This window comes from Flavobacterium tyrosinilyticum, from assembly GCF_023656565.1.
GTDB classification, from domain to species: Bacteria; Bacteroidota; Bacteroidia; order Flavobacteriales; family Flavobacteriaceae; genus Flavobacterium; species Flavobacterium tyrosinilyticum.
The window spans coordinates 487,125-500,854 of the sequence record NZ_JAMOKG010000001.1 but is presented as its reverse complement, the minus strand read 5'-3'; the positions used below and the strand labels follow the sequence as shown (position 1 = coordinate 500,854).

Genomic DNA, 13,730 nt, shown 5'->3' with positions numbered 1-13,730 from the left:
ACCACATTTCCGATGATAGATTTTTTCTTAGAAAGTTATAAAAATGCACCGCTATGGCATATTGCTTTAGAGTTTTTAGTATTTGTTTGCGGAATTTTGAGCGTTTGGTTTGCTAAAAAAGAAAATATTTGGGTATATCCAACAGGACTAATTGCTACCGTAATATCGGTTTATCTGCTTTATGTTGCGGGTTATATAGGGGACATGATTATTAATGCTTATTTCTCAATAATGAGTATTTACGGATGGTATGTGTGGGCAAAAGGAGGAACGACAGAAGACAATCTGCCGATTACCCGTACAAGTTTTAAAGAAAAAATAATCGGAATCTTACTGTTTATTGTGACCGTTTTTGTAGTTTTCGGGATTTATAAATATTTTGACTATGAAATTCATAAAGACAATTATGTCGATATGATTTCGTCTGGGATATTTTTTGCTGGAATGTGGTACATGGCTAGAAAAAAAATAGAAAACTGGACACTTTGGATTATTGGTGATATTATTGTTGTGCCTCTTTATGCTTATCGTGGCTTAGGGATGCTGTCACTTCAGTATATAATTTTTACAATTTTGGCTATTTCAGCTTATTTAGAATGGAGAAAGATCTTAGACAGCAAAAAACAAATATCATAAAAATTGCTTTGTTTGGACCTGAAAGTACAGGGAAAACAACCTTAGCAAAACAGCTTGCCGATTACTACGAAACAGAATGGGTTCCTGAGTTTGCACGTGACTATTTGCAAGAAAAATGGGAAGAAAATCAGCATATTTGCGTAGCAGATGATATGTTGCCAATTGCTTATGGACAGACTGCATTAGAAAATGAAAAGCTAGCAAATGCAAATAGATACTTGTTTTGTGATACCAACTTAATGGTGACTAAAGTATTCTCTGAAATGTATTATGGCTTTTGCGACCCGCTTTTGAATGAAGCGGCATTAAAGCATGAATACGATTTGTTTTTCTTGACCGATATTGATGTTCCTTGGGAAAAAGACGATATTCGTGATACTCCTGAAGGAAGAGAAACTGTTTTTTCTGCTTTTAAACAAACTTTAATAGATACAAAAAAGCCTTTTATAATCTTGTCTGGTAATAAAGAAACGAGATTGGAAAAAGCAACAGCCATCATTGAGAATTTGACTATTGCAAAAGAAAATGATTTCTCATCGAATGATTTTGTGCAGATATATAATAGAGGTATTTCTTTTGATGCTATTTTAAAACAATTAGAGTTTTTTGATAACGGAATCATTAAAAGTAATTTAGTGAGTCCTGCCACAATTGGTAACGGAATTTTAAGTTTAACAGAAGCTGATTTCGAAGAAAAAGCTGATTTTTTTGATAATCAGAAAGAAGAATTAAAGATCAAAAAATTTGTTCCAGCTTCTGGAGCAGCAACAAGAATGTTTAAATTCTTGACTGCTTTTTTGAATGATTTTGATATTCAGAAAGAAACGATTAATGCTTACATCAATAGAAAAAAAGATAAAGAACTTGCCATTTTTATTATCGGAATGGATAAGTTTCCTTTCTTTAAAACAGTAGATCAAAAATTAAGAGAAATTTATCCTGATTTTGAAACTCTTGAAAGAGATTTCAAGAATTACTATTTTATAAAATTATTGTTGTCTCCAGATTATTTTGATTTCGCAAATAAACCAAAAGCTGTATTGCCATTCCATTGGTATGATACACATATTGCAACTCCAATAGAAGAGCATTTGAATGAGTGTATACATTACGCTACTTCAAATAGGATTTCCAATTTGCATTTTACAGTTTCAGAAATCCATCAAAATTTATTCTACAAAGGAGTTGATGAGGTTATAGAAAAAATTGAAGAACCATCTGGTGTAAAAATTAATATCGGATATTCTTATCAAAATAAAAGTACAGATTCTATTACTATAGATGAGAAAAAGAAACTAGTAAAAGATAAAAATGGGAATTTAGTCTTTAGGCCAGGTGGACATGGAGCCTTAATTGAAAATCTTAATAGTCTTGATGCTGATGTAATTTTCATTAAAAATATAGACAATGTAATTCAGAATCATATCGATAAAATTACATTGTACAAAAAAGCACTTGCAGGTGTTTTGATTGAAGTGCAGCAACAAGTTTTCTCTTATTTAAAATTAATTGATCAAAACAAGATTAAAGAAGATCATCTTGCAGATATTGTTTTGTTTTTAAAAGAAGAGCTAAATGTCGAGATGGGTAATGACTTCAATAAATTTACTTTAGAAAATAAGATAAGCAAAATTACAGAACTTTTAGACAGGCCAATTCGTGTTTGCGGAATGGTAAAAAATGAGGGAGAACCTGGAGGCGGTCCGTTTTGGGTTATGAATGATAAAGGTGTGGCTTCTCTGCAAATTGTTGAAACTTCTCAAGTAGATTTGGCAAGTAAAAAGCAACAGTCAATTTTAACAGAATCAACTCATTTTAATCCTGTAGATTTAGTTTGCGGTATTAAGAATTATAAAAATGAAAAGTTTGATTTATTGCAATTTGTAGATCAGAAAGCTGGTTTTATTGTAGAAAAGAGTGTTGATGGAAAGACAGTGAGAAGTTATGAATTGCCAGGTCTATGGAATGGTTCAATGGCCAATTGGTTAACCGTTTTTGTGGCGGTACCATTAATTACTTTTAATCCAGTAAAAACGGTAAACGATTTATTGAAAGCAGCACATCAACCACAATAATATGGATGCAGAAAAAATCATATCAGAATTAAGCTTTAAAGCCGTTCGCAGTAGAGGTTCGGGCGGGCAAAACGTAAATAAAGTTTCATCAAAAGTAGTTCTGAATTTTGATTTGAATGCTTCTCAAGCTTTGTCTGATGAAGAAAAACTGCTCTTGCAACAAAATATAGCAGCAAGATTAACTTCAGAAAATATCCTGATTTTAAATTGTGATGAAGACAGAAGCCAGCTTAAAAATAAAGAAATTGTAATTAAACGATTTTTGGAAATTATCAAAAAAGGATTGCATGTTCCGAAAGTAAGGAAGGCTACAAAAGTTCCGAAAGCGGTAATTAAAAAAAGGATTAAAGACAAAAAGAATGTTTCTGATTTAAAACAATCTCGAAGAAAACCAGATTTTTAGTATTAAGACAGTAGAATTAAGTATTAAGAAATTCAAAGATGAAAAATCTTAATACTTAATACATTTATCTTAATACTTTTTTATATTTGCACTGTCTCAAAGGGGTGCTCTAAATAACGAGCTGAGATCATACCCAAAGAACCTGAGCGAGTAATGTTGCTAAGGGAAAAACGACACAATCGAGCGTATACACTTTATTTTGTCGGGAAACACATTTATTAATTTAACAAAAGAATAATTCCCCCTTTTATTCGTAATTCTTTACGAATGAAAACTATCTTTAAAGGTACTGAGGTACTAAGTTGCAAAGGTTCTAAGGTTCAAAAAATGAGCAGAACCAAATCTATTTTATTTTTTCTATTCTCTTTTTTCTGTTCTCTTTTCTCTTTTGCACAACAGCAAGATTCTACAAAGGTCAATCAGCTGGATGATGTATTGGTTTCTGCAGTTCGTGTCACTTCTAAGACTCCGGTAAGTTTTAGCAATATGGATAAAAAAGAAATTAAGTATAGAAATTTAGGTCAGGACATTCCTGTTCTGATGAATTATCTTCCTTCGGTTGTAACAACTTCAGATGCAGGTAATGGTGTTGGTTATACTGGAATTCGTGTGCGTGGAAGTGATGCTACTCGTGTAAATGTAACCATAAACGGAATTCCGTACAATGATGCCGAAAGTCAAGGAACCTTTTGGGTAAATATGCCCGATTTTGCTTCTTCTGTAGAAAGCCTTCAACTACAACGCGGAGTTGGGACATCTACAAATGGAGCAGGTGCTTTTGGAGCTAGTTTAAATTTATTGACGGATAATTATGCTAATAAAGCAACTGGAGAAATTTCTAGTTCTGCAGGATCTTTCAATACATTTAAAAATACAGTGAAATTTAGTACTGGTTTGATGAATGATCATTTTGAAATTGCGGGGCGTTTATCTACAATAAAAACAGATGGTTATATTGATCGCGGAAGTGCAGACTTGAAATCATATTTCCTTCAAGGAACTTATGTTGGCAAAACAACCTTGATTAAAGCTTTGGTTTTTGGCGGAACTCAAAAAACATATCAATCTTGGAATGGAATTGACGGGGAAACATTAAACGAAAACAGAAAGTATAATTCGGCAGGAGTATATACAGATGAGTTTGGTGTAACGCGTTATTATGATAACGAAACCGATAATTATAATCAAGATCATTATCAATTGCATTGGAGCGAATCTCTTTCTGATAAATGGAGTACAAATTTTGCATTGCATTATACAAAAGGAAAAGGTTATTTCGAAAATTATAAAGAAGATGCAGACATGGCCGATTATAGTTTAAATCCTGTTGGAGCAGTAACAACGACAGATTTGATTCGCCAAAAATGGTTGGATAATGATTTCTACGGAACTACTTTTTCTGCTAAATATGTAACAGAGGATTTGAATGTGATTTTAGGTGGAGGCTGGAATAAATATGAAGGAGATCATTTCGGAAAAGTAATCTGGGCAAGATATGCTTCTCAATCTGAATTAGGAGATCACTACTACGATGATTATTCATCAAAAACAGACGGTAATATTTTCGCAAAAGCAAATTATCAATTCACAGAAAAATTAAGTTTCTATGGCGATTTACAATATAGAAATGTAAAGTACAAGGCTAATAGTGCAGAAACTGGTTTGGTAGATGATAATTTCAATTTCTTTAATCCTAAAGCAGGTTTAAATTATGCCTTTACTCAAAATAGCACTTTGTACTTTTCTTATGCAAGAGCGAATCGTGAGCCAAATAGAACCGATTACGAAGGCGGAAATGTAAAACCTGAAAAATTAAATGATTACGAGTTAGGATGGAGATTTAATACAGAGAAATTCCAATTGAATTCTAACGTGTATTACATGGCTTACAAAGATCAGTTAATCTTAACGGGAAGATTAGACGATGTTGGAAATCCAATTCGTGCCAACACAGAGAAAAGTTACCGTTTAGGTTTTGAATTTGACGCCACAATTGCGCTTTCTGAGAAATTTACTTTACGACCAAACTTTACTTTGAGCAGCAATAAAAATGTAGATTTGGCTGTTGATGGCGAATACTATGGAACAACTAAAATTGCGTATTCTCCAGAAGTTATTGCAGGAAACGTAGTGGTATACAAACCACTTAAGGGATTGTATCTTTCATTATTGCAGAAATATGTTGGAGAACAATATATGAATAACATTGAACTTCCTGCAGCAAAATTGGCAGATTACTTCGTGAACGATTTTAATGCTTCTTACGAAATAATTCCTAATAAGATTTTTAAATCGATAACCATAACGGCTTTGGTTAATAATATTTTCGACAAAAAATATGTTTCAAACGGATACATGTATGATGTTTATCCATACTATTATCCTCAAGCAGGAACCAATTTCTTAATTGGTTTAAATTTGAAATTCTAATGAAGTCAAATACAAAAAAAGCCTGAAATTTATTTTTTCAGGCTTTTTTGTTTTAGTTGTATACGTGAATAACAGTTCCAGAAGATTCGACACGATATTGTTTCATCGGATATTCTTTTCCGCCAAGTCCTGTAAATAAATTATATTGAGTTTTATCGCAAGAACAAACAGCATAAATTCCGTCTATTGTCATTGCTGTGCAAGAAGTTAGGGCTTGGTTTGGGCAGGCTGCATCAAAAGCAGTATAGGTTCCTTCGCCAGTCTTCATAACAATAATTCCTTTTGCACCATAATTGGATACATAAACAGGATTACTTGGATATAGTAATTTATTATAAGTTGGAAGATTAGTGTCAAGATAAGCGTTTATCGAATAGTTAGGAATGTAAGGATTGTTGTTGCTCTTGGTATTGTCACTACAAGAGAATAAAATAGCAGTAAATGCGATAAAAAACCAGATTTTTTTCATTATTTGAATAAGAATTAGTTAAAACAAAAATAATTTATTTAGATTTGAAATCTATATGATTAACATATAATTATGTACTATTAAAAATTATAGTATATTTGTGGTAAGAAAATCCCGTCGCGATGGGATTTTTTGTATTTATATAAACGATGAAGTTATGAGTAAAGTATCTTATTATACAGCTGAAGGATTAAAAAAATTAAAAGATGAATTGGAGCACCTGAAAAGTGTAATGCGTCCAAAAGCATCTCAAGATATTGCAGACGCAAGAGATAAAGGAGATTTGTCTGAAAATGCAGAATATGATGCCGCAAAAGAAGCACAAGGCTTGTTAGAGATGAGAATTTCTAAATTAGAAGAAGTATATGCAAATGCAAGATTAATTGACGAATCTCAATTGGATGTTTCTAAAGTTTTGGTTTTATCGAATGTAAAAATCAAAAACCAAAGTAACGGAATGGAGATGAAATATACACTTGTTGCTGAAAGTGAAGCAGATTTAAAGACTGGTAAAATCTCTGTAACTTCTCCTATCGGGAAAGGTTTATTAGGAAAATCTGTTGGAGAAGTAGCTGAAATTACAGTTCCAAACGGAGTTTTGAAATTTGAAATTTTAGAAATTTCGAGAGACTAAATTTTAGTTTAACTGGTTAATCGTTTATTCGTTTAACCTATTTAACGATTAACCGATTACACAAATAAACAATGGCATCAATATTCACTAAAATAGTTAACGGAGAAATTCCGGCATACAAAATCGCTGAAGACGAGAACTATTTAGCATTTTTAGATGTAAATCCGAATGCTAAAGGACATACACTTTGTATTCCGAAACAAGAAATCGATAAGATTTTTGATATGGACGAAGAACTGTATTTAGGGCTGATGAAATTTTCTAAAAAAGTGGCAGCAGCTTTAGAAAAGACAGTTCCATGCAAAAGAATCGGAATTGCAGTTGTTGGACTTGAAGTGCCTCATGCACACGTACATTTGATTCCGTTAAACCATATGGATGAAATGCGTTTTATTGATAAAGTTTCTCTTTCAAAAGAAGAATTCGAAGCTTTAGCAAAAGATATTCAGTCAAATTTATAAGATTCAAATAGAATAAGATTGTCAGGCTGAGCGGAGTCGAAGCCATATAAAGTTGAAGAATTATATATAAATAAAAAAGTGCAGTAAATTGATTACTGCACTTTTTTATTTAATGAAATCTGGAAAGTAGTTCCTTTACCAATTTCAGAATGCAGGACTTTTATTTTTCCATTGTGATATTCCTCAACAATTCTTTTAGTTAAAGAAAGGCCAAGACCCCAACCACGTTTTTTAGTGGTATAACCGGTTTCAAAAATGGTTTTAAATTGTTTTTTAGGAATTCCGGTTCCAGAATCTTTAATGTTGATTTTTATATGATTTGCATCTTGTTCGAGATAAAGATCTAGTGTTCCTTTTCCTTTCATGGCATCAATAGCATTTTTAACCAAATTCTCTATCGTCCAGCTATGCAATGTTGGATTTATCATTCCTAAAATAGGTTCTTTTGGAGCTTGAAACGAAAATGCGACCTGTTTAGAAAAACGGGACTGTAGATATTCATAAGCCGTTTTAGTTTCTTGTACGATGTCATGAAGTTCCAAAACGGGTATCGAACCAATCTTGGAAAAACGATCTGTGATAGTCTGCAAACGTTCGATATCTTTTTCTATTTCGGTACTAATAGACGGATCTATATCTTCTGTTTTTAATATTTCAACCCAGCCAATTAATGAAGAAAGTGGTGTACCAATCTGATGCGCTGTTTCTTTTGCCATCCCAGCCCAAAGTTTGTTCTGGGTTGCCATTTTGGTGCTTTTATAAAAGTTGTAAATTAAAGCAATACATAAAAATATAATTAGAAGCAGTGCAATAGGATAATATTTGAGTTTATTTAGTAATGAAGAGTTGCCATAATATAGTGTCTGATATTTCCCAGGTGCATATTCGAAGGTGATTGGCTCATTTTCATTTTTCAGCTTATTCAAAAAAGCAATTCTTTTTTTCTTATCATTCAGAATTTCGTCGGGAACATTTACAGCACTTACCACTTTATCATACAGCATAATTATACCCGGAATAGAAGTGTTATTGTTGAAAATCTGAAGAGGAAGTTCTACATCGGTATTTTCATCGGCATTAACTATTGAAATTTGCGCCTTTACAAAAAGGTTCATTTTCAAGCGTTCTTCATTTTTAAAAATTTGGAAGAAAGTATAAGTATTCCAAAGAATTAGAGAAATGATTATAAAACAGACCGAAATAATAATCCAGCGGGTTGTATTTGTTCTTTCAGAAAAAGACATATCAGTTTTTTTGAGGTATAAATATAACGAAATATACACATTTTATATTTTGCCGATGTGGAAAGATTTTTCGTTTTTATCTGCAAAACTATTTCTTCGAATTAAACCATTTCAATACTTTTGTAGCTACTAAAATGAGATTCTGTCTAAATTTTAAAGTATGATCAGCGTTAACCCAAAAGAAATTCCAACGGCCAAATTGCAAGGCTATCTGCAGAGTTCAATCGGACCTAGGCCAATTGCTTTTGCAAGTACAATTAGCGAAACAGGGATTCCAAATTTATCTCCCTTTAGTTTCTTTAATGTATTTAGTGCCAATCCGCCAATTTTGGTTTTTTCGCCATCAAGACGTGTTCGCGATAATACGATTAAACATACTTTAATTAATGCCGAAGCAACTCGAGAAGTAGTGATAAATGTTGTAAATTACGATATTGTTCAGCAAACTTCTTTAGCAAGCACAGAATATGGAGACGGAGTAAACGAATTTATTAAAGCTGGATTAACCCAAATTCCGTCAGATTTAGTAAAACCATATCGAGTAAAAGAATCTCCGGTTCAGTTTGAATGTAAGATTACGCAGATTATTCCGTTAGGAACAGAAGGAGGAGCAGGAAATTTGATTTTGTGCGAAGTGGTGAAAATTCATATCCATGAATCGATTCTAGATGAAAACGGAGCAATCGACCAGCATAAAATTGACTTGGTTTCGAGACTTGGAAATAATTGGTATTCAAGATCTAATCAAGGACTTTTTGAAGTTGCAAAACCCTTGACAACACTAGGGGTTGGAGTAGATGCAATACCAGATTTTGTAAAAGAAAGCAATGTTTTTGATGGAAATGATTTAGGAAAATTAGGTAATATAGAAGCCTTGCCTACAAAAGAAGAAGTTACTATATTTGTGAAAGAAAATTTCGCAGTCAAAGGAGTTTTAAGCTCAGATGACCAGAAAAAAGTACACTTAGAAGCCAAAAAATACTTGGATAATGGCGATGTAGAATCGGCTTGGAAAGTACTTTTAGCTAAAAAATAAAAAGAAATAGAAACAATAATTAAATAGACGAAGATGGAAGTTACAGGAAAAGTAAAAGTGGTTAACCCAGAGCAGCAAGTTAGTGCCTCATTCAAAAAAAGAGAGTTAGTTGTTACTACTGAGGAGCAGTATCCACAACATATTTTAATCGAATTTACACAAGATAAATGCGATTTATTGAGTAGCTATAAACAAGGAGATGCAGTAAAAGTTTCTATCAATTTAAGAGGAAGAGAATGGGTTAACCCACAAGGAGAAACTAGATATTTCAATAGTATTCAAGGTTGGAGAATCGAAAGATTAGCTCCAGAAGGGCCTGCACAAGGAGCACCAATGCCAGCTGCAGAAACTTTTGCGCCAGCAACAAGTATAAACGAAGACGAACCAGACGATTTACCGTTCTAAAAAAGGTTTAAATTCCAAATTATAAATTCCAAATTCCAATTCATTCACGTGAGTTTGGGATTTGGAATTTTGTTTTTGAATTAATAATTCTAATTAGAATTTTGTCATTGAAATTTAAATAATGTATTTCTTATTTGATAATTTATATTTTCCGCCCGTTTCAGAAGCCGATGAAGAAGGTATTTTGGCTGTTGGTGGTGATTTAAGTCCCGAACGCTTAAAATTGGCGTACCAAAGAGGAATTTTTCCTTGGTTTAATGAAGGTGAGCCTATACTTTGGTGGGCGCCTGATCCTCGTATGGTTTTGTTTTTAGACGAATTAGTTATTTCTAAAAGCATGCGGAATATTTTAAATAGAAAACAATTTACAGTTACCTTTAATACCAATTTTAAAGAAGTAATTTCGAACTGCCAGAAAATACAACGTATTGGCCAGGACGGAACTTGGATTTCAGATGATATAGTAGAATCATATTGTGAACTTAATCGTCAAGGAATTGCAAAATCGGTTGAGGTTTGGCAAGACGATGTTTTAGTTGGAGGTTTGTATGGCGTCGATTTGGGACATGTTTTCTGTGGAGAAAGTATGTTTTCGAAAGTGTCAAATGCTTCTAAAGTGGCTTTTATATCTCTAGTAAAGCATTTAGAAAAAGAGAATTATAAATTATTAGATTGTCAGGTTTATAATCCACATTTGGATAGTTTGGGGTGTCGCGAAATTGATCGTGAAGAGTTTATGTCCATTTTAAAAAGTAAATAGAAAATGAATGCAATTTACAGCGTAAAAGAAATTTATATTTATCCGATAAAGAGTTTGGCAGGAATCAGCCTTGCGTCTGCAAAAGCTGAAGAAATGGGATTTGAAAACGATCGACGTTGGATGCTCATTGATGCAGAAAATCAAATGCTGACACAGAGAGAACATCGTGTAATGAGTCAATTTTACCCTCAGATTTCAAATGGGAAAATCAGTATTAGTTTTCAGGATCAAAAGCATGAATTTTCTATAGATGAACATTTAGAAAACGCAATATCTGTAAATGTCTGGGATGATAAAAGTGAAGTTGTTGAGGTGAATCTTGAAACTTCAAAATGGTTCAGCCAGCATTTAGGCTTTGAATGTAAATTGGTCAAAATAATAAAAAACGGAGATCGTAAACACGAAAGTTCCAGATTAAAAGAAACATTCAATGTAAGTTTGGCAGACGGTTATCCCTATTTATTGATTGGATCCAAAAGCTTGGATTTTTTGAATGATAAGCTCGATGAAAAAATTACCATAAAAAGATTTCGTCCCAATATTGTAGTAAGTACTGAAAATCCTCATGAAGAAGATGATTTTAAGACTTTTTCGATAGGAGATGTTCAATTTAAAAACATAAAACCTTGTGGACGATGTGTTATGGTGAATAATGATCCCGAGAATGGACGTTTAAAAAAAGAACCTTTGAAAACGTTAAGTAAATACAGAAATGTAGATAACTCGGTTTTATTTGGGACTAATATCGTGAGTTTGAATTCTGGAATTATTAGCGTAGGTGATGAGGTTGTTTTTTAGAAATTCAATTTTATAAAGTTCCAGTTTAAAGTATTAAAAATGACCAATTCATTTTTTAAGGTTGGTAATTCTAAAATTAATTTTAAGGTTTCGTGCGCCATCATGTTGCCTATAATTCCTGGCAGAGTTCCTAGAACTCCGTTTAAATTGCAATTTGGAACATCTTTTGGATCGGGCATTTCAGGAAATAAATCTCTAAGATTTTTACTTCCGTTATGATTGAAAACAGCAATTTGCCCTTCAAATTTTAAAATGCTTCCATAAATTAAAGGTTTTTTATGCTCAACGCAAGTGTCATTGACCAAATAACGAGTAGAAAAATTATCAGAACCATCTACAACAATATCATACTGCTGAATGATTTTTGAAGCATTTTCAGCAGTTAGTTTTTCATTAATTGCAACAGCTTCAATCAGCGGATTTAGCTTGGAAACAACATTTTTTGCAACAATTGATTTGGACTGGCCAATTTCATTTTCAGTATATAAAATCTGTCTGTGAAGATTGTGAATTTCAATAGTGTCAAAATCCATGATTCCAATAAAACCAACTCCTGCAGTTGCAATGTATTGTAAAATCGGGCAGCCCAAACCGCCTGCGCCAATTACTAAAACTCTAGCTTTTTTTAATTTTTCCTGACCCTCATCACCAATTTCAGGAAGAATAGTTTGTCTGTTGTAACGAAGAAATTCTTGTATAATGCTCATCTTTTTAATTGTGAATTGTGAAATGTTAAGACTTCAAACCTGAAACTTGAAACTTGAAACATTTCAACTATAAGCTTTGTCCCAGTCTTTCCAAACGGGTTCATAGCCCGCGTTTTTAATAATTTTTGAAATTTCTTCTGCTGTGCGTTCATCGCTGATTTCAAATTGTTCCAAAGATTGCGGGTCTACAACATAACCACCCGGATTTGTTTTAGAACCAGCGCTCATGCTTGTAACCCCAATCGGAATAATATTATTTCTAAATTTCTCGTTTTCACGAGTTGAAATCGAAATTTCTAGATCTTCATTCCATAAACGGTAAGCACAAATTAATTGTGTCAAATCTTTATCATCCATAATAAAATTAGGTTCTATAATTCCTTCAGCAGGACGGAGACGCGGAAAGGAAACGGAATATTTGGTTTGCCAATATTTCTTCTGAAGGTAATCTAAATGCAGAGCATTAAAAAAGCTATCTGTTCGCCAGTCTTCTAAACCTAATAAAATGCCCAAACCTATTTTATGAATTCCGGCAGTTCCAATTCGATCTGGAGTTTCCAATCGATAATCAAAGTTTGATTTCTTCCCTTTTGTATGATACTTTTTGTAAACTTCCTGATGATACGTTTCCTGATAAACTAAAACTGAATAGACTCCCGCATCATGCAAACGTTGATAGTCTTCTGTAGAAAGTGGCTGTACTTCAACAGAAATAATAGAAAAATCTTTTCTAATTAAATCAATTGCATTTAGAAAATAATTGATGTTTACAGTATAATTCGCCTCGCCTGTAACCAATAAAACATGATCAAAACCAGTGTTTTTTAGGGCTTCGACTTCGAGTTTTATCTCAGCATCAGAAAGAGTTTTTCTTTTGATTTTATTGTCTAAACTAAATCCGCAATACGTACAAATATTTTGGCATTCGTTGCTTAAGTAAAGCGGGGCATACATCTGGATGGTTTTCCCGAAACGTTTTTTGGTGATTTCATGGCATTTTTGTGCCATTTGTTCCAGATAATTTTGTGCAATAGGAGAAATCAGAATCAAAAAATCATCGAGGTTGTATTTGGTTTTAGCCAAAGTGCGTTCGACATCTTTAGATGTGGTCTTGTATATTCTGGATTGAATTTCATCCCAATTATATTGCTCAAAAATAGATTTGAATGTTTTCATTTTGTTTTTGTTTCACGCAGATTTTACAGATTTAAGCTGATTAAAATGATTTAAATTTTGATCTGTGTGATTGATTAGATTTTATTTGCAATTCTTTTAATGTCATTAAGAATGTTTGTCGTATTGAAATTTACTAACAAGCCTAATTTTTTGTTTGTTAATCTTAAGTATGTTGCTACTTGTTTGTAATGAATAGGGGCTAAATCCTCTACAGATTTTAATTCTATAATTACTTTGTCTTCTACTAAAATATCAATTCTAAAAGCTGGATCTAACGTTATTTCTTCATATGGAATTATAACTTCAACTTGTTTTTGAATCTTTAAATCCAGCTTTTCTAATTCATAAAACAAAGCACTTTCATAAACAGATTCAAACAAACCTGGCCCTAAATTGTTATACACTTTAAAAATTGCTCCTCTTATCAGATACGAAATTTCATTCTCAGTCATAATTCTTTAAATTTTATTAAAAAAACAAAATTAAAGAATTTTCT

15 protein-coding genes are annotated in these 13,730 nt (G+C 32.6%); 10 read left to right on the top strand and 5 right to left on the bottom strand.

Annotated features, from left to right (window positions below; translation table 11 throughout):
• Positions 1-12 precede the first annotated feature (12 nt).
• From pnuC to NCC77_RS02245, 4 genes are all read left to right on the top strand, one after another.
• A complete protein-coding gene (gene pnuC / locus NCC77_RS02260; protein WP_250834178.1) occupies positions 13-636 on the top strand; it encodes a nicotinamide riboside transporter PnuC in 624 nt (207 codons plus the stop codon).
• Positions 597-2,711 (top strand): DUF4301 family protein, encoded by a 2,115-nt coding sequence (locus NCC77_RS02255; RefSeq protein ID WP_250834177.1) that lies wholly within the window; start codon positions 597-599, stop codon positions 2,709-2,711. The genes pnuC and NCC77_RS02255 overlap by 40 nt, the downstream gene beginning before the upstream one ends.
• A gap of 1 nt (position 2,712) precedes the next feature.
• Positions 2,713-3,114, top strand: coding sequence for an alternative ribosome rescue aminoacyl-tRNA hydrolase ArfB (gene arfB / locus NCC77_RS02250; protein ID WP_250834176.1), 402 nt, complete (start codon positions 2,713-2,715; stop codon positions 3,112-3,114).
• A 267-nt stretch (positions 3,115-3,381) separates the two neighbouring features.
• A complete protein-coding gene (locus tag NCC77_RS02245) occupies positions 3,382-5,544 on the top strand; it encodes a TonB-dependent receptor (protein WP_250834175.1) in 2,163 nt (720 codons plus the stop codon).
• Between the two features lie 52 nt (positions 5,545-5,596).
• On the opposite strand, the gene NCC77_RS02240 is transcribed toward NCC77_RS02245, so the two are convergent.
• A complete protein-coding gene (locus tag NCC77_RS02240) occupies positions 5,597-6,013 on the bottom strand; it encodes a Rieske (2Fe-2S) protein (RefSeq protein WP_250834174.1) in 417 nt (138 codons plus the stop codon).
• A gap of 157 nt (positions 6,014-6,170) precedes the next feature.
• Between NCC77_RS02240 and greA the strand changes: the two genes are divergently transcribed.
• Both greA and NCC77_RS02230 read left to right on the top strand, forming a co-directional pair.
• On the top strand, positions 6,171-6,647 hold the full coding sequence (gene greA / locus NCC77_RS02235; RefSeq protein ID WP_111288069.1) for a transcription elongation factor GreA: 477 nt from the start codon (positions 6,171-6,173) through the stop codon (positions 6,645-6,647).
• Between the two features lie 71 nt (positions 6,648-6,718).
• Entirely contained in the window at positions 6,719-7,108 is a 390-nt protein-coding gene (locus tag NCC77_RS02230) for an HIT family protein (protein WP_129748510.1), read from the top strand.
• 92 nt (positions 7,109-7,200) lie between these two features.
• On the opposite strand, the gene NCC77_RS02225 is transcribed toward NCC77_RS02230, so the two are convergent.
• Positions 7,201-8,352 carry a sensor histidine kinase gene (locus NCC77_RS02225; protein WP_250834173.1) on the bottom strand — a complete coding sequence of 384 codons (1,152 nt, stop codon included), beginning with the start codon at positions 8,350-8,352 and terminating at the stop codon, positions 7,201-7,203.
• 160 nt (positions 8,353-8,512) lie between these two features.
• Here NCC77_RS02225 and NCC77_RS02220 point away from each other — a divergent pair, with 160 nt between their 5' ends.
• The 4 genes from NCC77_RS02220 (at position 8,513) to NCC77_RS02205 (ending at position 11,351) form a co-directional block, all read left to right on the top strand.
• Positions 8,513-9,388, top strand: coding sequence for a flavin reductase family protein (locus NCC77_RS02220; RefSeq protein WP_250834172.1), 876 nt, complete (start codon positions 8,513-8,515; stop codon positions 9,386-9,388).
• Between the two features lie 33 nt (positions 9,389-9,421).
• Positions 9,422-9,793 (top strand): DUF3127 domain-containing protein, encoded by a 372-nt coding sequence (locus NCC77_RS02215; protein WP_095927972.1) that lies wholly within the window; start codon positions 9,422-9,424, stop codon positions 9,791-9,793.
• Between the two features lie 121 nt (positions 9,794-9,914).
• Positions 9,915-10,553, top strand: a complete 639-nt coding sequence (gene aat / locus NCC77_RS02210; protein WP_250834171.1) for a leucyl/phenylalanyl-tRNA--protein transferase — start codon at positions 9,915-9,917, stop codon at positions 10,551-10,553.
• Positions 10,554-10,556: 3 nt separating this feature from the next.
• A complete protein-coding gene (locus tag NCC77_RS02205) occupies positions 10,557-11,351 on the top strand; it encodes an MOSC domain-containing protein (protein ID WP_250834170.1) in 795 nt (264 codons plus the stop codon).
• Here NCC77_RS02205 and NCC77_RS02200 read toward each other — a convergent pair.
• The 3 genes from NCC77_RS02200 to NCC77_RS02190 all read right to left on the bottom strand — a co-directional run bounded on the left by NCC77_RS02200 (position 11,348) and on the right by NCC77_RS02190 (position 13,686).
• Positions 11,348-12,058 carry a HesA/MoeB/ThiF family protein gene (locus tag NCC77_RS02200; RefSeq protein ID WP_250834169.1) on the bottom strand — a complete coding sequence of 237 codons (711 nt, stop codon included), beginning with the start codon at positions 12,056-12,058 and terminating at the stop codon, positions 11,348-11,350. The two genes, NCC77_RS02205 and NCC77_RS02200, sit on opposite strands and share 4 nt — an antisense overlap.
• Before the next feature lie 63 nt (positions 12,059-12,121).
• A complete protein-coding gene (gene thiH / locus NCC77_RS02195) occupies positions 12,122-13,234 on the bottom strand; it encodes a 2-iminoacetate synthase ThiH (protein ID WP_250834168.1) in 1,113 nt (370 codons plus the stop codon).
• A 74-nt stretch (positions 13,235-13,308) separates the two neighbouring features.
• Positions 13,309-13,686, bottom strand: coding sequence for a GxxExxY protein (locus NCC77_RS02190; RefSeq protein ID WP_095927967.1), 378 nt, complete (start codon positions 13,684-13,686; stop codon positions 13,309-13,311).
• Positions 13,687-13,730 lie beyond the last annotated feature (44 nt).